Here is a 17,681-nt window from a genome sequence, read left to right as displayed (position 1 = left end):
AGCGAACCGATGCCGGTCGAAGTCGAGGTGGACAGCGAAGCGATGCTGCTGTTAGCGGTCGAGAGACCGGTCGAGGTTGAAGTCGAGAGCGACGTAACGGTGCTGTTGGTGGTGCTGAGACCAGTCGAAAGCGAACCGATGCCGGTGGAGGTCGAGGTGGACAGCGAAGCGATCGAGCTGTTGGCCGTCGAGAGGCCGGTCGACGTGGAGGTCGAGAGCGACGAGACGGTGCTGTTAGTGGTGCTGAGACCAGTCGAGAGCGAACCGATGCCGGTCGAGGCCGACGTGGACAGCGAAGCGATCGAACTGTTGGCCGTCGAGAGCCCCGTCGACGTACTCGTCGACAGACTCGCCAGTTGGCTGCCGTTGATGGCATCGGTACTTGCTGCCGACACCGTTCCGGGTGCAAGGTTGGTGATTTTCTGGTTGTTGAGGCTGGCGCCTCCATTCAATGAAGCCAAACCCGACACCTGGAGGGCTCCGACGATGTTGGTGCCGTTCGTACCGCCGTTGATATACGCGCCATTCGACAGGACATAGAAACCATACGCATTGGCGGTCGATCCGCCGGCCGTCGTCGTCCCACCTGTCGACGTCGGTAATCCGCCGATTGTTCCGGTGCCATTCGTTCCGCCGACGATCAGGCTGCCGCTATTCACCATCACCCGGGTGGTGCTGGCGGTATTACATGCGGAATTAAGACCTGTTTGTCCTACCACTCCACCATCGGTAATCTGATAGCAGCCGCTATCGCCATTATCGTTAACCGTGAATTGTTGACCATATGCCGGCATGCTAAAACATGCAGAAAATATCAATGAAATAATGATTATTCTGCGTTCATTTACTTTGCATGTGAACTTTGGTTCGGTTGCTCCATCATCCGAGAGCGCTGTTCCTCGGCGCGACTTTTTCCCGCGTGCCTTGACCGTCTCGGCAGCGGCAACCCATGCGCTGATCGCCTCGTTCCAGATGCTCCGGTATGTGCGGTTCACAGCCACCCCCATGAACAGATCACGATTCCCCCGCATGCCCCGGGGACGCAGATTTTTCCTTCCAGCCTATTCGTATACGTTGTTTAAATAGACGCAGATCATTTTTAATTTTCGAAAATTAAAGCACTAAAAGAAAAATTCACTGATTGTTTTGTTTATTTTTAACAATGATTTACAGTCTGCCCGATTCAAATCTTGTGGCCATCAACCAAGTGAGTCTTTTTCAGCCAGGGCGCTAGGAGCGTTCCATGAAGTTGCGCTTTCTCCAGGTGAAATTGGCCTGAACCCTGCACGAGGCCGAACGCTTGGCGAACGGGTGAGAGAACTTTGCAATTGCCACACGCTCCCGGAGCAGATGCCCATCGTCGGTGCAGCAAGTTTGGAAGAATGAAAAGACCGGCGCTCACTGGATCCCGGATCTGGAGTCGGAAAATGAGCATTTCAGGCACCTGATTCCCGAGCAATGGCAGGTCATCGATGTCCGGAAGAGTCCTGAAGAAATGCAACCAGGAAAATCAGCGTCTGGCCTCGGGCCAGCGCAAAACGTTGAAAATGCCGGGCTATCACGACACCAGCCACGTTGTGATCCGGTGCCGGGCCGTCGTGTGGCGACTTACCGGGTCGAGCATCCGGAGGTAGACCGAATGCCAGCGCGGGCAAGCAATCGAGGTGCGGCATTCCGGTACCCCGCAACGACAAGCCGCGCCCGGGCCTCAACCCGGCGCATGCCCCAGGGCCTGCAGGAACAGCGAAAACAACTCGGGCTGCGACGAGATCCCGAGCTTCGCGTACAGATGCCGCCGATGCACCTTGACCGTCTCCGGCGAGATCGCGAGCCGTTCCGCGATCGCCTTCGACGAATTGCCGCGCAGCACGAGCCGCGCGATCGCCATCTCCCGCTCCGTCAGCAGTTCCTCGCCGAAACTCGCGAGCGTATGCTCGACGCGCGCGGCGAGATCGCTTTCCCCTTCGGCGCGCGTCGCATGCCCGAGTTGTTTCCAATGCTGCCGCAACATCGCGAGCAGCCACGGCGAGCACGCGGCGAGCCTGCCGAGCGCCTCGACGCCGAACCGCTCGCGCGCACCCAGCGACAGCGACAGCAAGGTGTCGGCGCCGACCCGCGCGATGACCTGCACCTCGTCCTCGCCGACCGCATCGCGAAAGTAGCTGAGGAAATACTCGCTCTGCCGGAACAGGTCGGGCGCGACTTCCTCCAGCCGGTAGCAGCCGTCCGCGAGCCCGTCGTGCGCGGCCTGCAGGAACGGATCGAGCAGATATAACCCATTCAGGTAGAGCGGCACCGGCGACGGCGCATCGGCGCCGCCCGTGTCGTATTCGTCGAGCACCGTGGGCGCGCCGTCGCGGCCGATCACGGTCGCGAGCGCGTTGTCGAACGGCATCATTTCGTTGAGCAACAGGATCAAGTGCCGCCAGAAGCGCGGCTGACCAAGCTGATCGATCGTCCGTCCGAGCGCCTGATGCAGCGCCATTTCCCTGAACAGCAGTTCCATGAATGTTCCGTCGGCGTAACCCCAAGGGGGAATGGCGGCGTGCAATTTGGCTTCCTAGACTGCCCGCAGCCTGATGGTCCGAGTATGGGCGTTCAAAAATCACGCAGCAAAAGGAGAACAGGATGGCGATGATGTCGGAGTCTTCCAGCGCGGTCCAGGCCGCGCCCGCCGGGTCGGAGGCGCCCGGCGCGCTGGTCGGGTCGCTCAGCGTGCGCGACGCGGTGATGATCACCGTGTCGGGCGTGACGCCCGCCAGCTCGATCTTCGTGATCGCGCCGTTCGCGATCCAGCAGGCGGGCAGCGGCGCGGTGCTGTCGTTCGTGCTCGGCGGCCTGCTCGCGTTCGCGTTCGCGCTTTGTTACGCTGAACTGAGCGCCGCGCACCGCAGCGCGGGCGGCGAGTACGTGATGGCCAAGCGCGTGTTCGGGCGGCTGCCCGGCTACCTGACTTTCATCGCGGTCCTGTCGGTCAGCGTGTTCATTCCCGCCGTGCTCGCGTCCGGGGCCGCGCCGTACCTGAACAACGCGCTTGGCACGCAGTTCGGCAACCAGTCCGTCGCGCTCGTGATCGTGCTGCTCAGCTATGCGCTCGGCATCCTCAACATCAAGACTAATGCATGGATCACCGGGCTGTTCCTCGCGATCGAGATCGTCGTGCTCGCGCTGATCGCGACGCTGGGCTTCTCGTCGCCGCATCGCGGCTTCGACGCGCTCGCGCATCCCGTGGTCGCGCAGGGCGCCTTGCTCGTGCCGGCGACCGCCGCCGCGATCATGCCGGCCGTCGGCACGGCGATCTTCTGCTACAACGGCTTCGGCTCGGCGGTGTTCCTCGCGGAGGATCTCCAGGGCGGCAACCGCAATGTCGCGAAGGCCGTGATCTATTCGCTCGCGGTGATCCTGCTCGTCGAACTGGTGCCGCTGACCGCGATCGTGCTCGGCGCGCCGTCGTTCACCGAACTGGCGAAAAGCGCGGATCCGATCGGCTACGTGGTGCGCGAGCTGGGCAATCCGGCGTTGTCGCGCGTCGTGAGCGGCGGTATCTTCCTGTCGGTGTTCAACGCGATCATCGCGATCGTCATCATGGTCGGCCGGCTGCTCTACAGCAGCGGCCGCCATGCGCTGTGGGCCCGGCCGGCCAACCATGCATTCACGCGGATCCATCCGCGCTTCGCGTCGCCGTGGCTCGCGACGCTGACGCTCGCGATCCCATCGATGTTCCTGATCTTCGTGTCGAGCCTCGACGACCTGACCGCGTTCACCGTCGACCTCTTGCTGCTGATCTATCTCGCGGTCGGCCTCGCCGCGCTCGCGAGCCGCCTGGTGCGGCGCGACGTCGAGCATCCGTACCGGATGCCGGGCTGGCCGCTGCCGCCGCTCGTCGCGATCGGCGGCGCGGGCTATACGCTGTACACCACCATTGCCGCCGCGGCGAAGCCGACCGACCTGTACATCATCGCGGGCCTGCTGGTCTTCGCACTCGTGATGTATGCGGGCTGGGCGCGCCATAGCAAGACGTTTCGCGAACTTTGAACCACGAGGAATCGAGTATGCGCACACGGGATCTGGGAATCCGCATCGGTCGCGGCACGCCGGGCCGCTTCAACGCCATCACCGACGTCGCCGGCGTGCGGGTCGGCCATCACACGCTCGACGTCGAGGCCGGCGACGCGTCGGTCCATACCGGCGTGACCGTGATCGAGCCGCGCGCGGGCCGCGCGCACGACGATCCATGTTTTGCCGGCGTGCACGTGCTGAACGGCAACGGCGACGCGACCGGCCTCGAATGGATCCGCGAGGCCGGCCTGCTGACGACGCCGATCGCCTATACGAACACGCACAGCGTCGGGGTCGTGCGCGATGCGCTGATCGCGGCCGAGCGCGAACATCGCAACGGCCGCCTGTACTGGTGCATGCCCGTTGTGCTGGAGACCTTCGACGGCCTGCTCAACGACATCTGGGGGCAACACGTGAGCGCCGCGCATGCGCAGCGCGCGCTGGCCGCCGCGTGCTCGGGGCCGGTCGAGGAAGGTTGCGTCGGCGGCGGTGCGGGAATGATCTGCCATGAATTCAAGGGCGGCATCGGCACGGCGTCGCGCGTGCTCGACGCGGGCGAGGGCGGCTGGACCGTCGGCGCGCTGGTGCAGGCGAACTACGGGCGGCGCGATGCCTTGCGGGTGGACGGCTATGCGGTGGGCGCGGCGCTCGCCGATGTGCATTCTCCGTTCCGCGCGCCGGAGCCGGTCGGCGAACCCGGCATGGGTTCGATCGTGGTGACGCTCGCCACCGACGCGCCCCTGCTGCCGCACCAGTGCACGCGGCTCGCTCAGCGCGCGAGCGTCGGGCTGTCGCGGGTCGGCGGCGGGACCGAGAATTCGAGCGGTGATCTCTTCGTTGCGTTCGCAACCGGTAATCGCGGGCTGCCCGCCGCGAACTACGATCACGTCGGCGAGCCGACGACGGCGATCCGGATGGTCAACAACGACCATATGTCCGCGCTGTTCGTCGCGGCCGCGGAGGCGGTCGAGGAGGCGATCGTCAACGTGCTGGTCGCGGCGACCGACCTCGACGCACGCGGCGCGCGTGTCGAGGCGCTCGGCGGCGCGCGCCTCGTCGCGACGCTGCGCGCGCTGGGTTGGCGCGGTTAGGCGCGTCAGCGTGGCGTATCCGCCGCGTCGCGGCCGTAGATGCGCGTGCGCAGTTCGCCGAGCCGTTGTTCGAGCACCGGCCGCTGCTGGTCGCGGTCGGGGATCGATGCGGTGACCTCGTCGATGATCTTGCGGCTCTCCACCGCGTAGATCTGGTCCTGCCGCTCGCGGGCCGGCGAGGCCGAGCGCGCCGGCATCGCGAGGTCGCGCAGGTGCGCGCGCAGCGCGTCCCGGCGCACCGCGCGCTGCGCCGGGTCCGGCTCGGCATCGTCCAGCAGCAGATCGGCCATCCCGGACGCCCCATGCGGATCGATCCGGCCCGCCTCCGCGTTGCGTTGCAGTGCGTCGATCAGATGCTGCGCACGGGTCTGCCGGGCGGCGGCGTCGAGCGTATCGCGCTGGTTCGCGTAGGCCTCCAGCTGCGCGCGGAAGTCTGCGGGTGGGGTGGGCGGGGTGTCGGACATGGGGGTTTCCTGTCGGGAAGGCGGGGCGGCGGGCGGCAGCGCGTCGGCGGCCGTCGCGGCGCCGTGCGGCGGCGCGTCGGTGCTGAACAGCACACCCGAGATCACGGTGCAGGCCAGCACCACGGCGGCCGCGCTCCATATCAATTGAGGCTTGTTCATCGCGTGCTCCTTCAGCGGGTCCGGATGAACTGGGGATCGGTGACGCTGGCGAGCCCGGTTTCGACATGGCCCGCGAGCGCGCGCAGATAGCCCGCCTCGGCGTCGGTCGTCACGCTGAAGTCGTACCAGCCGCCGCTGCCGGACAGGTCGCAGGTCAATTCGACGCTCGCGCCGGCCGCGACGACGCCCGAACGGGGGGCCGCGCCGTAGCCGTTATCGGCGAGCGTCACGGTGCGGGCCGTCGCGCCCGCATTGCGCACGCGCACCACGAGGTTGCCGTCGGCCAGGTAGTCCGCGCTGACCGTCAGGGTTGCGCCACCGCCTTGGAGCGTGCCGCGAAAGCCGCGATGGAAGCCGTTCGGCCCGTACACCGCGAAGTCGTAGCGCCCCTGGGCGTCGCGCGCGGACGCCCAGGCGTCGCTGAGCACGCGGCCGCTCTGGACGGTGTAGAAGCGCGGGCCGTCGACGCCGAGCGCGTTGTCGACCTGGAACACCGCCGCCGAAACCCCGCGTGTGTTGCCGGGGATCGCGCGGCCGTTGTTCGACAGGGTGAGATTGAAGGTGCCCGCGCGCGTATCGAGCGCCGCTTCCGCGAACAGTTCGTAGGGCACCGGCCGCAGCTTGCGCTGGCCGGGCTCCTGGAATGGCAGCGGCGCATCCTGTGCCGGATAGTCGGACGGATAGCGGGGCTTCGACAGGTAGTACTGCACCCAGTAGGCGTTTTCGAGTTGCGCCTTGGTCGCGGTGAGATTCAGCAGCGCCGCGGGCACGTCGCGGTCGGCGGTGCCGGCGAAATCGAATGCGGAGGTCAGGTCGCCGCACACCGCGCGCCGCCACGGCGTGATGTTGGATTCGTAGACGAGCGGCTGCGCATCGATGAAGCGCTGCTCGATGAAGCGGATCACCGAGGTATGGTCAAACACCTCGGAGCAGGTCCAGCCGCCCTTCGACCAGGGCGAGATCGCGAGCAGCGGCACGCGCGTACCGAGCCCGATCGGCAGCCCGGACTGCTGCTCGATCTCGCCCGCCACGCTGACGGTCGACAGGCCCTTGCCCGGCTTCCACGGCGGCACGGGCGCGGTCACGTGATCGTAGAAACCGTCGCCTTCGTCGTAGCACAGCAGGAAGACGGTCTTGGCCCAGACGTCGGGATTGGACGTCAGCGCATCGAGGATGCGCGACACGAAATCCTCGCCGAACGACGGCCCCCACCACGGATGCTCCGACGACGAGAATGACGGCACGATCCACGAGACTTGCGGCAACTGGTCGGCGAGCACGTCGTCGCGCAGCGCGGCGATGCCGCGCGCCGTCATGCCGCGCTGGTACAGCGGCGAGTTCTTGTCGGCCGCCTTGAATTGCGAGAACCACGCGAGCGCGTTGCAATCGAAATTGTTGGTGTTGTCGATCCAATAGCGGCTCGACACGAAGTTCCAGGCGTCGTGGTAGGAGCCGACGCCGCCCTCCTGGTAGATCCGCCATTTGATGCCTGCCTGCTGCAGGCGCTCGGGGAACGTGGTCCACGACACCGATGCCTTGCGGTCGCCCATGATGTTGCTGGTCGCGACCTGACTGCCGTCGGCCTTCGGCGAGGCGGTGCCGGTCATCAGGTAAAGCCGGTTCGGGTTGGTCGGCCCCATCATCGACTGGTGATAGGCGTCGCAGATCGTGAAGGCTTGTGCGAGCGGGTAGTAGTACGGCAGGTCCGTGCGTTTGAAATGACCCATCGCCTCCGGCCATTGCACCGCCATCCACCGATCGTTGCGGCCTTCGTTCCACACCGAATGGAACGGCTCCCAGTCGTGGTACTCGGAGGTCATCCACTGCGCCCAGGTCTTCGACGTATCGAGGTGCCAGGGCACGTAGTCCCAGCCCTTGTAGTTCTGATACCAGATCGCTTTGCCGTCGGAACGCTTCACGGCGCGCGGGTCGTTGAAGCCGCGCACGCCGGGGAAGCTGCCGAAGTAATGGTCGAACGAGCGGTTTTCCTGCATCAGCACGACGATGTGCCGCACGTCCTGCAGCGTACCGGTGACGCGCGCGGGTTCGATCGCGAGCGCGCGACGGATGCTGTCCGGCAGCGCGGCCGCGAGCGCGGCGGCGCCGCTCGCCTGGGCCGCGCGGGTCAGGAAGGTACGTCGGTCGAGACGGGGCATCGGGTTCGCTCCTGAGAGTCGGGGTAGGACGTGGGTCGCTTGCCTCGGCGACGTTCGCCGCGTCGCGCGAGGGCGGGGCTGGAACCAGGCGGGTGCGGCCGGCGGCGCGAGCCGGAGCCGGCGAAACTGATCCTAGGAGCCGGCGCGATCGGAAAATTTTCCAATGGCGACGCCAATTGGTTGTTGAGCGACATTGAAAAATTCATGCGGGCAATGAATCGGCCGGTGGGTGGATTGGTGAATGGATGCCGGGCTATTTTTCGTGCTTCGCAGCGCCGAGGCGCTGCCGCGGAGGTCGTGAAAAGTCCTGCATTTATAGGCATGGGATGTGACCGAGCGATGAAGCAGGTATTGATTGAATCGATTAAACGATTCACTCCAGGAGTGTGATTTATTTGCCTTGGAATGCTAAGGACTGGCCGATCGGCGAGGTCGGGGCGATTCGATTTCGAGGTGCGGTGTCGTGCAATGCTTTTCGCATGATGCGAGCCGCGTCGACATGGGCGATGAACCAGATGAGCGTCCCGCACCATGCGGTCGCAGGAAAATCCCGCACGCGGCATAACCTGGTCAACCTCTGCGGGCGCGCCGTCATCCAATGGTTTATTCGAATCGGGGCGCCCTCCATATCGAAAAAGGCATCGAAAATCTATCTAATGGCCCGGGCTTGAGAAAGCCGCGAGGGATAATTTCCGGATCGGCGTGATTCTATAATCGAAATGGTCCGATTCATTATTTTAATTTCAGGCAATTAAATGTCGACGTCGATGAGGTCTTCGGACCTTTGCGCGCCCGGCCAAGCCTGTCGGAACGATGCCGGCCTGCTTCCCTCTCGTCATCGTGAAATGTCGTATCTCCGCTCCATCAGCCGAATCGGCGCTGCTTGTCGATAATGTTCCGCTTGTTCATTTAAACAAGCTAAACAAGGTGCGGTGCGGAATGAATAATATTTTTTTACGCTGGATTGTGTGGCGATCATCGCTTAAAGTGACCCGGTAATTTTTGGTAATAATTATTTATCAACCATTAATAATCGGGTGGGCGATATGGCATTGATACGGATCCGGACAGGATGGGTGGCCGTATGCGCGGCGCTGTGGCTGACCGCATGCGGGGGAGACGATTCGAGTATCGGCATGGGGCCGAGCACGTCCGGCGTGGTGGCCGTGGATGCCTCGGCCGGCACCGGCGCGAGCGCACAGGTGGCGGACGCACCTTATCGCGACCCCAACACCTACACCCTGAGCGGCAGCGGGTCGCTGTCGGCGGCCGCGGCGGTGGAGAGGGCGGCGGTCACGCATCACCAGATCGCGCTGAACGGCAAGACGCTCGCCTATACGGCGACGGCGGGCCACCTGACCGCGAGCGAACCGGGCACCGGCAAGGCGGAGGCCTCGTTCTTCTACGTCGCCTACACCCTCGACGGCCAGAAGCCGGGCACGCGCCCGGTCACGTTCTTCTACAACGGCGGCCCGGGCTCGCCGACGGTCTGGCTGCATCTCGGTTCGTTCGGCCCGAAGCGGCTGCAAACCGGCATGCCGAACGCGAACACGCCCGCGCCGTTCCCGCTCGTCGACAACCAGGACACGCTGCTCGACACCACCGACCTGGTGTTCGTCGATGCGATCGGCACCGGCTATTCGCAGGCGATCGCGCCGAACACGAACAAGACGTTCTGGGGCGTCGACAAGGACGGGCAAGCCTTCCGCGATTTCGTGATCCGTTATGTCGCCGTGAATCAACGCGGCGATTCGCCGAAATACCTGTTCGGCGAATCGTACGGCACGCCGCGCACGGACGTGCTCGCGAACCTGCTCGAAGTCGCGGGCGTGAAGCTCGCGGGCGTCGTGCTGCAGTCATCGATCCTCAACTACAACAGCAATTGCGACATGGCGCGCAGCGAGAGCTGCGGCGGCTTCGTGCCGAGCTACGGGCTGGTCGGCGCCTACTACAAGCTCGACAAGCCGAATCCGGCCGACACCGTGCAGTACGCGGCCCAGATGCGCACGCTGGCCGACGACCAGTTCGAGCCCGCCGTGCAGGCTTATCTGCGCACGGGCGCGAAGCCCGCGCCGGACCTGATCGCCGCGCTGTCGAGCGCAACCGGCGCGACCACCGCGCTGTGGCAGCGCTACGTGAACCTCGCGCCGGGCACGTATCGCGCGAACCTGTTGTCGGGCACGGCGATCGGCCGCTACGACGCGCGCGTGAACGTGCCCGTCAACAGCCCGTTGAACGGCGGCGATCCGTCGAGCACGTACATCACGAAGCCGTTCACCGACACGATCGCGACCTACCTGCCGAACGTGCTCAAGTACACGGCGACGAACGCGTACGGCATGAGCAACAGCGAGACGATCGGCACCTGGAACTGGCGGCATGACGGCCTGAGCCTCCCCGACACGGTGCCGGACCTGGCCGCCGCGCTGACGCTGAATCCCGCGCTGAAGGTTCTGTCGCTGAACGGCTATCACGATCTCGCGACGCCGTTCCACCAGACCGAACGCGATCTGGGGCGGCTCGGCGCGCAGCCGAACCTGACGATCCGCACCTACCAGGGCGGCCACATGGTGTATCTCGACGATACGTCGCGCCCCGAGGAAAAGACCGATCTCGTGTCCTTCTACAACCGCACGCCGGCCGCGTACTGAGCGCGCCGCGTTCGCGCCGCCCCGGGCGGGCGGCGCGTGTCTTCCAACCAGGAGCCGCACCATGAAGATGGCATCGATGCTTGCAGGGAGCGCCGCGCTCGCGGCATGCGTGATCGCGTGGCAGCCCGCGCATGCGCAGCAGGACGACGACGCGGCGAGCCGCGCGCAACAGGCGCAGCTCGGCGACCCGTACGTGCCGCCCGCCGCGCGCCAGCCGGCCGTCGGCACCGAGACGCGCGGCGACGCGCTGCACGCCCAGGTCGCGCGCAAGCTGCAGGCGCAATTCAACGACGCCGCGCAGCGCAACGGCACGCTGACCCAGGCGCAGGCGCGCGCGGCCGGGCTCGGCTATGTCGCGAATCATTTCCGCCAGATCGACGCGAGCGGTTCGGGGCGCGTGTCGTTCAACGACGTCACGCGCTACATGGACGCCCAGCGCGCGACACAGAATCGCTGAGCCGGATTCGCTCGATACTTTCCAGGAGACTTCCCGATGCAAATGAAATACCTCGGATGCGCGGCCGCGCTCGCGGCGGCCGCGCTGCTCGCCGCCTGCGGCGGCGATGACGGCGGCGCGCCGCCTGTCGTGAGCGCGGCGGCCCAGCCGTCGACCGTCACCGTCACGCCCGCGCCTGCGCCGTTCCAGCCGCCGACGCCGGTCGCGGAGGTCGGCGCGCAGTTCGCGGCCTCGCCGACCGGCCTGCCGTACCCGAAGCTCGATACGCTGTATCCGGGCCACGACGGCCCCACGGTCGACAACGGCATGATCCTGCCGTGGCTGTCGATGCGCGCGCCGACGCGCTTCAAGGTGATGGTGCAAACCCCGTTCGACACCGATCGCGACGGCAAGCCGGATCGCATCGCGCTGCGCATCGTGCAGCCGGCGGAGGTGGCCGAAGGGCTGAAGACCCCGGTGATCGTGCGCCCGTCGGTCTACTACGCGGATCCGACCTACGTGACGAAGGCGCGCGCGCCGTTCCTCGGCGAGGCCGAGTACCTGCGCATGGGCTTCACGATCGTCTATGCGGATTCGATCGGCACCAACGAGTCGGACGGCTGCTGGTCGGTGATGGACCAGGTCGAGCGCGACGCGATGGCGAGCGCGGTGCGCTGGCTGACCCAGGATCCGTCCGCGCCCGGCTTCGACGAGCAGGGGCGGAAGGTCAGCGCCGCGTGGTCGACCGGGCACGTCGCGATGGAGGGCGTCTCGTACGGCGGCACGCTGCCGACGATGGTGGCCGCGACCGGCGTGCCGGGGCTGGAGGCGATCGTGCCGGTGGAGGGCATCAGCAGCGGCTACGACTACTTCCGCTACGACGGCGTGATCGCCGACATCGACGACACCGTCACGCTCGGCGACTACATGCAGATGGAGCAGTCGCAGGCGCGCGCGGCGATCTGCGAGCCGGCGCGCGTGAAGGCCGTGACCGATTCCGACGACGCCACCTACGCCTACAACGCGTTCTGGAAGGCGCGCAACACGGTTTCGCTGGTCGACCGGATCAAGGCCGCGACGCTGATCGCGCAGGGGCAGGCGGACAACAACGTGAAGACGCGCAACGCGACGCGGCTGTACGACGCGCTGTACCGCGCCGGCAAGCCGGTGCAGCTGTGGCTGCACAGCCGCGACCATGACGATCCCGCGTGGCAGAAGGAATGGCAGAAGCAGATCCTGATGTGGTACGCGCGTTATCTGTACGGCGTGAACAACGGCGTCGAGCAGCAGCCGACCTATGTGCGCGAGACGCCCGCGGGCGATCTCCCGGCCGGCTCGGGGCCGAACCCGGGGCAGAACGACAGCAGCGACACGCTGGTCGGTCACTGCCATTCCGGCCACAGCCCGCGCGACTGCATTCCGACGAGCGAGCTGTTCATCAAGGAGGATGCGTGGCCGAAGACCACGCGCACGTCGTACTACCTGCACGGCGACGGCGTGGCGGGCGGGCTGCTGACGCCGGATGCGACGGACGGCGCGCAACCGCCGGCGGTCGATTTCAGCAAGGGCTCGGCGGTGCGCTACGAGACGCGCGCACTGGCCAATGCGACGCGCTATGCAGGGGCGATCCGGGTCGCGCTGCGCGGCCGCTTCGCACCGGCGGTGACGAACGTGAAGGCGACGTTGTCGGTCGACGGGCGCGACGTCACGTACGGCTGGGCCAATCCGCGCTTCTACAAGGGGCTCGACGCCGCGCAGCCGATCGTGGCGGGCACGCCGTACGATTTCGCGCTGGAGATGATGCCGCGCGACTTCACGGTTCTGCCGGGCAGCAAGCTGAAGCTGACGCTTGAGGGTTACCAGGGCACGTCGCGGGTCACGCTCGATCTGACGCAAAGCGTGCTCGACATGCCGGTCGTGCCGAAGGCGCGCGTGAAGGCGGTGATGCGGGCCGGTTGAGCGGGGCGCTTGCGCGAGGCGGCGGCCGGCCCGAGGTCGGCCGCCGCGCGTTCAGCGGCAGCCGTGATTTGACGGCGGAGCGCAGGGATCCGGAACACGATTCGCCGGGCCGGCGCTCATGCGTCTCGACCGGGCGCGACTCAACTGCCGAAGTAGATGTTGCAGAAGCTGGCGGGGCCGACGCATTCGTTCGCATCGCTGCGGCGGGTGCGCTCGACGGGCGCGCGCTCGGCCGTCTGGGCGGACTGCGCGTGCGGCGTCGGCTGGACGGTCGTCCCCGTGGCGGTCGCCTGCGCGCACGCGGCGGTGGCGGCGGCGGACAGCGACAGGGCGACGAGGGCGAGGTACGGCGATTTCATTGCTTCTCCTGGGTGGCGCCGTCGGGCTTGGCGGCACACGCACTATATGACGCCAAGGTGTCCGGATTAATCACCGCGCCCGGGGAGCATCTTTCCAATCCGCTCAACGATCGGCGCGCGATCGGGCGCGACGCCGGAACGGCGCGTCGCGGTCGAGCAGCGCGCTGCGAATGAAGTGCAGCTGGCTCACGATGCGCTGCATCCGGCGGCGCTCCTCGGGAATGCCGCACCACTCGGGCTGCGCGCGCTGGACCGAGCGCAGCGCCGCGTCGACGGCGCCGCAGGCGCGCGCGAGATGGGCCGCGTCGGGCCGCTCGAACAGCTGCGGCAGGCGGCGTCGAACCCGATCGATCGAGGCGATCCAGCGCTGCGCCTGGCGCGGCTTGGTCGCGCCGAACGCGTCCAGCTCGTGACGCAGGTCGATCACGGCGTGGCCGATCTCCAGCGTGGCGAGCAGCCAGCGCAGCGCGTCGCGATGCTGCTTCGAGCGCTTCAGCAGCAGGCTGCGCAGATGCGACATCAGCTCGTGCGCGCTCGACTGGAAGCGCGGGTTCAGCGACGGCAGCGGGCCGTCGCAGGCCAGCGACACCTGGCGGCGCAGGTCGCGCTGGATCTTGCCGATCAGCCAGGGCATCTCGATCGGGAACACGACCGCGAACACCAGCGCCGCCGCGAGCATCGACGCCACGAGCGCGAGCCCGTTGTTCACGAGCACGTCCGGCGCGTAGACGATCACGTTGTCCGGCCCCGCGAGCAGGCAGAAAAACACCGCGAAGCCGATGCCGTAGCCGGATCGGCCCGGCCGCGTCGCGAGCCACGCGCCGAACGCGAGCACCGGCGCGAGGGTGGCGCACAGCAGCGGGAAGCCGTCGATGTTCGGGTACACGTGGCACACGAACAGGTAGCCCGTGAGCGTCGCGAGCGCCGCGCCGGCCGCCATCTGCGCGACGAAGCGCGGCGCGCGCGGCGCGGTCGAGCTGAGCGCGCACGCGATCGCCGCGCCGACCACCGCGAGCCCGCCGCTCGGCCACTCGGAGGCGATCCAGAACGCGCTCATCGCGCCGAGCGCGACGACGGTGCGCAGGAACGTGAAGCCGACGAAGTAGGCGTTGGTCTTGACCGTGTAGCGCGTCACCGACTGTTCGAGCACGTGGCTGTCCTGCGCGAGCGACGCATAGGTCTCGGTATAGCCGAGGAATTCGTCGACGAAGCGGTACAGCAGCTCGATCGCGGTGTCGAAGTCGAGCACGCCGGCCGCCTCGCCCGTCGCCTCGATCGCTCGGCGCGATTCGCGCGCGCGGCGCGGCAGCATCGCGAGGAACGCGCTGAGATCGAGCCATGCGCCGGTCGGCTTGGCCGGGCCGCGCTCGAGTTCGGCGCGCAGCGCCGCGAGCAGGGACGCGAGCGTGTCGACGTGCGGCGCGATCGCGCGCATCACGTTGTCCGACTGGCCGCCACGGAGCCGCTTGAGCAGCTGGTGGAACGCATGCAGGCGGGTGCTCGCGTGCATGAATTCGCTGTTGAGCCGCGCGAGCCGGCGGCTGCGCGCGCGGACCCGCGGGTCTTCGAACGAGGCGAAGGCGCGCGTGGCCTCGAAGCCGACGATGCCGTCGACGAAATCGGCGAAGCGCCGCTCGAATACGCCGCGCTCGAGGCGGCCCGAGAGCGTGAGCGCCGCGAAGTCGACGAAGCCGGCGTGCCGTGCATCGAGCGAGCGCATCAGCGCCTTGCTGGAACTGAGCGGAAACATCAGCGCGCTGACGGCGCCCGAGCAGAAGATCCCGACCGCCACCTCGGCCGCGCGGGTCAGCGCGGACAGGAACAGGGCATTCGGCGTCATCACGGCCGGGATCCCGATCAGCGCGGCGGTATAGCCGGCGAGCACATAGCCGTACCAGCGGAAATGGCGGTTGCGCACCGCGGCCGCGATGCAGCCGCCGACCCACAGCGTGATGCCCGCCATGTACAGCTCCGGCTGTTGCGCGAACAGGCCGCCCAGCACCAGCGCGGCGACCAGCCCGACGCCCGTGCCGATCACGCGGTAGAAGCTCTTCGCGAACACCATGCCGCTCATCGGCTGCATCAGGACGAACACGGTGGTCATCGCGATGCGCGGCTGCGACAGGTCGCACCGCATCGCGATGCCCATCGCCAACAGCGCCGCGCCGACTGTCTTGCCGAGATGCAGCCAGACGAGACCGTCGCGGGTCGCCCATTGCCGGCCGAGCTGGCCGACGCGATGCAGCCAAGGCCTCCATCGGCGCGGATCGACGAAGGTTCGTGCTGACGCAGGCAGGTGCTTCATGATGGGGATAGGGCTGCTGGCAAGCGCGGATCGACGGCTCCGGCCTGCGCGACGACGCCAGTGGGACCGGAAAGGCGCCGATTGTAGGAGCCTCGCGCGCCCGCATTAACGCAATGGCGGGGAAACCTCAGTTTCTGTGGCGGTAACAATGCGGGGGGATGGCTGGAGGACAATATCGCTTCTTCAGAACCGCTCGAACGAGAATGGATACGCTACAGAACATGCGGGTATTCGCCCGTGTGGTGGAGGCGGGCAGTTTCACCGCCGCCGCGCAGTCGTTGAACGCGACCACGGGCGCGATGTCGCGCGCCGTGTCGGAACTCGAGGCCCGTCTGCGCACGCGCCTGATGAACCGCTCGACCCGACGCCTCGCGTTGACGCCGGCCGGTGAAAACTACCTGCGGCGCTGTCGGCAGATCCTCGCGGACGTCGATCGCGCCGAGGAAGAGGCGAGCTGCGCGCACGAACGGCCGGCGGGCCTCCTGCGGATGTACAGCTTCGCGAGCGTCGGGCAGCACTATGTCCTGCCGGCGCTGACCACCTACCGGACCCGGCATCCGGACGTATCGATCGAGGTGACGCTGTCGCAGCGTACGCCGGACATGTTCGACGGCAGCAGCGACGTGGCCGTGGTGACCGCGTCGTCGCTGCCCGATTCCGAACTCGTGTCGCATCAGCTGGGCTCGACCTTCAGCATCCTGTGCGCGTCGCCCGACTACGTGCGGGCGCACGGCGCGCCGCATTGCCCGGCGGAACTCGCGGCCTTCGACTGCCTGACCTTGCAGACTCCCGCGTTCCCGACGCACGAATGGCAGCTGGACGGCCCGGACGGCGTCGAGAGCATCCGCGTCAGCGGCCCGGTGCAGACCAACACGGCGGAATCGCTAGCGGTCGCCATTCGCGGCGGGATCGGAATCGGCATGCTGCCGCTCTATGCCGCGATCGACGACCTGCGCAGCGGCGCGCTGGTGCGGGTGCTGCCCGAACATACGTTGCAGAAGATGAACGTCTACGCGCTGTATCCGTCGCGCCGCTATATCGATGCGAAGGTGCGCACCTGGGTCGAATGCCTGCGCGAGCGGATTCCCGAGATGATCGCGCGCGACGAGGCGGTGCTGGCTGCGCTCGGGCGCGATGCGTCGTATCTGTTCACGGGGGATAGGCCGGCCGGTGCGGCGGTGCGCGCGGGGCCGGCGCTGAATCATTGAGGTCCGGGCGGATGCGCGCCGCGTCGCGGCGTATTCGCGGGGCGGCGCGATAGAAAACGTCTCGACCGGTTCGAGACAAGAAAATGCGTCGCCGACGGGGCGCGCCGACAGCGTGACGCGGAAGGTCGATGAGACGGTTCTGGTGTTCGTCGTTGAACCGCGCGAAGCGAAACCCGCGAAGCGGATCTGCCACGGCGGCGTCGCTCACGCCGCCGCCGTGGCGGCGGGCCGTTGCGCCCGCCGCTTCTCGCGCGCTTACTGCGCGCGCACGCCGGCCTGCGTCGCACCTGCGGCAGCCGGGCCGTAGGCGGCATCGCTGGCCTTGCGCGCCGCGAGGCGCTTTTCCGCGAGGCGGAGTTGAGCGGCCTGGATGTCGTCCGGGTAGGTCGACTCGTTGCCGCGCGACGGCTGGTAGCCCACCGATTCCAGATCGACCAGTTCCTGCACGACCTGCGCGCGGGTGAGCTGTCCATGCGGCGCCTGCGCGAACGAGAGGGCCGGTGCGGCGAGCATGACGACGGCGGCGGCGGTAACGAGCGATTTCACGATGATCTCCAGGTGGATTCCGGGTGGTTCATGGCCGGGAGGCCGAACCGATGCAGGCAGTTTACGGCGCGGCGATGCGTGAAAAAACCGTGAATCGGGGCAAGCAGCCTTCCAGATCGCACAACATTCAAGTCAGAAGGATTGCGAATCGATCAGACGGACGACGTGAATTCATGACAGTCCGATGACGGTTCGTTCCGCGCGCGTCAAAGCTGTTCTCCAACGAGGGCGGATGATCGGACGCGCGCGAGTTTCTACACTCATGCCGTTTCGTGAGTGGTTTCAAAT

Annotated in this window: 13 protein-coding genes; 6 read left to right on the top strand and 7 right to left on the bottom strand. The window is 66.8% G+C overall.

Annotation, left to right across the window (positions count from 1 at the left end):
- Positions 1 to 995, bottom strand: a 995-nt coding sequence (locus AC1RQF_RS08720; RefSeq protein ID WP_492871801.1) for an ESPR domain-containing protein, incomplete at its 3' end; no start/stop codon positions are given.
- A gap of 713 nt (positions 996 to 1,708) precedes the next feature.
- Positions 1,709 to 2,506, bottom strand: a complete 798-nt coding sequence (locus tag AC1RQF_RS08715; RefSeq protein WP_273998096.1) for a helix-turn-helix transcriptional regulator — start codon at positions 2,504 to 2,506, stop codon at positions 1,709 to 1,711.
- A 122-nt stretch (positions 2,507 to 2,628) separates the two neighbouring features.
- Between AC1RQF_RS08715 and AC1RQF_RS08710 the strand changes: the two genes are divergently transcribed.
- Both AC1RQF_RS08710 and AC1RQF_RS08705 read left to right on the top strand, forming a co-directional pair.
- Positions 2,629 to 4,035, top strand: a complete 1,407-nt coding sequence (locus AC1RQF_RS08710; protein WP_492871800.1) for an APC family permease — start codon at positions 2,629 to 2,631, stop codon at positions 4,033 to 4,035.
- 17 nt (positions 4,036 to 4,052) lie between these two features.
- Positions 4,053 to 5,150 (top strand): DmpA family aminopeptidase, encoded by a 1,098-nt coding sequence (locus tag AC1RQF_RS08705; RefSeq protein ID WP_273998098.1) that lies wholly within the window; start codon positions 4,053 to 4,055, stop codon positions 5,148 to 5,150.
- Positions 5,151 to 5,155: 5 nt separating this feature from the next.
- On the opposite strand, the gene plcR is transcribed toward AC1RQF_RS08705, so the two are convergent.
- Complete coding sequence (plcR, locus tag AC1RQF_RS08700; protein ID WP_492871799.1) at positions 5,156 to 5,773, bottom strand: phospholipase C accessory protein PlcR; 618 nt, start codon at positions 5,771 to 5,773, stop codon at positions 5,156 to 5,158.
- Positions 5,774 to 5,784: 11 nt separating this feature from the next.
- Positions 5,785 to 7,929 (bottom strand): phosphocholine-specific phospholipase C, encoded by a 2,145-nt coding sequence (locus AC1RQF_RS08695; protein WP_492871797.1) that lies wholly within the window; start codon positions 7,927 to 7,929, stop codon positions 5,785 to 5,787.
- A 1,046-nt stretch (positions 7,930 to 8,975) separates the two neighbouring features.
- Between AC1RQF_RS08695 and AC1RQF_RS08690 the strand changes: the two genes are divergently transcribed.
- The 3 genes from AC1RQF_RS08690 (at position 8,976) to AC1RQF_RS08680 (ending at position 12,975) form a co-directional block, all read left to right on the top strand.
- Positions 8,976 to 10,580 (top strand): S10 family peptidase, encoded by a 1,605-nt coding sequence (locus AC1RQF_RS08690; protein WP_492871796.1) that lies wholly within the window; start codon positions 8,976 to 8,978, stop codon positions 10,578 to 10,580.
- A gap of 61 nt (positions 10,581 to 10,641) precedes the next feature.
- Positions 10,642 to 11,037, top strand: coding sequence for an EF-hand domain-containing protein (locus AC1RQF_RS08685; protein ID WP_443111485.1), 396 nt, complete (start codon positions 10,642 to 10,644; stop codon positions 11,035 to 11,037).
- A gap of 36 nt (positions 11,038 to 11,073) precedes the next feature.
- Entirely contained in the window at positions 11,074 to 12,975 is a 1,902-nt protein-coding gene (locus AC1RQF_RS08680; RefSeq protein WP_492871795.1) for a Xaa-Pro dipeptidyl-peptidase, read from the top strand.
- Positions 12,976 to 13,115: 140 nt separating this feature from the next.
- Here AC1RQF_RS08680 and AC1RQF_RS08675 read toward each other — a convergent pair whose 3' ends face one another.
- On the bottom strand, positions 13,116 to 13,334 hold the full coding sequence (locus tag AC1RQF_RS08675) for a hypothetical protein (protein ID WP_492871794.1): 219 nt from the start codon (positions 13,332 to 13,334) through the stop codon (positions 13,116 to 13,118).
- A 103-nt stretch (positions 13,335 to 13,437) separates the two neighbouring features.
- On the bottom strand, positions 13,438 to 15,639 hold the full coding sequence (locus AC1RQF_RS08670; protein ID WP_492871793.1) for an FUSC family protein: 2,202 nt from the start codon (positions 15,637 to 15,639) through the stop codon (positions 13,438 to 13,440).
- A gap of 203 nt (positions 15,640 to 15,842) precedes the next feature.
- Between AC1RQF_RS08670 and AC1RQF_RS08665 the strand changes: the two genes are divergently transcribed.
- Positions 15,843 to 16,847, top strand: coding sequence for a LysR family transcriptional regulator (locus tag AC1RQF_RS08665; protein WP_273998109.1), 1,005 nt, complete (start codon positions 15,843 to 15,845; stop codon positions 16,845 to 16,847).
- A 255-nt stretch (positions 16,848 to 17,102) separates the two neighbouring features.
- Here AC1RQF_RS08665 and AC1RQF_RS08660 read toward each other — a convergent pair whose 3' ends face one another.
- Positions 17,103 to 17,393, bottom strand: coding sequence for a DUF4148 domain-containing protein (locus tag AC1RQF_RS08660; RefSeq protein ID WP_492871792.1), 291 nt, complete (start codon positions 17,391 to 17,393; stop codon positions 17,103 to 17,105).
- Positions 17,394 to 17,681: the final 288 nt, after the last annotated feature.

The organism is Burkholderia sp. GW821-FHT14F03 (assembly GCF_058803765.1).
This window is presented reverse-complemented; position numbering and strand designations above follow the sequence as displayed.

Bases quoted from the DNA above. Each gene is read 5' to 3' on its own strand.
- AC1RQF_RS08685 (WP_443111485.1), top strand. From the start codon at position 10,642: ATGAAGATGGCATCGATGCTTGCAGGGAGCGCCGCGCTCGCGGCATGC.
- AC1RQF_RS08675 (WP_492871794.1), bottom strand. From the start codon at position 13,334: ATGAAATCGCCGTACCTCGCCCTCGTCGCCCTGTCGCTGTCCGCCGCC.
- AC1RQF_RS08670 (WP_492871793.1), bottom strand. From the start codon at position 15,639: ATGAAGCACCTGCCTGCGTCAGCACGAACCTTCGTCGATCCGCGCCGA.
- AC1RQF_RS08695 (WP_492871797.1), bottom strand. From the start codon at position 7,929: ATGCCCCGTCTCGACCGACGTACCTTCCTGACCCGCGCGGCCCAGGCG.
- AC1RQF_RS08715 (WP_273998096.1), bottom strand. From the start codon at position 2,506: ATGGAACTGCTGTTCAGGGAAATGGCGCTGCATCAGGCGCTCGGACGG.
- AC1RQF_RS08690 (WP_492871796.1), top strand. From the start codon at position 8,976: ATGGCATTGATACGGATCCGGACAGGATGGGTGGCCGTATGCGCGGCG.
- plcR (WP_492871799.1), bottom strand. From the start codon at position 5,773: ATGAACAAGCCTCAATTGATATGGAGCGCGGCCGCCGTGGTGCTGGCC.
- AC1RQF_RS08680 (WP_492871795.1), top strand. From the start codon at position 11,074: ATGCAAATGAAATACCTCGGATGCGCGGCCGCGCTCGCGGCGGCCGCG.
- AC1RQF_RS08705 (WP_273998098.1), top strand. From the start codon at position 4,053: ATGCGCACACGGGATCTGGGAATCCGCATCGGTCGCGGCACGCCGGGC.
- AC1RQF_RS08665 (WP_273998109.1), top strand. From the start codon at position 15,843: ATGGATACGCTACAGAACATGCGGGTATTCGCCCGTGTGGTGGAGGCG.
- AC1RQF_RS08710 (WP_492871800.1), top strand. From the start codon at position 2,629: ATGGCGATGATGTCGGAGTCTTCCAGCGCGGTCCAGGCCGCGCCCGCC.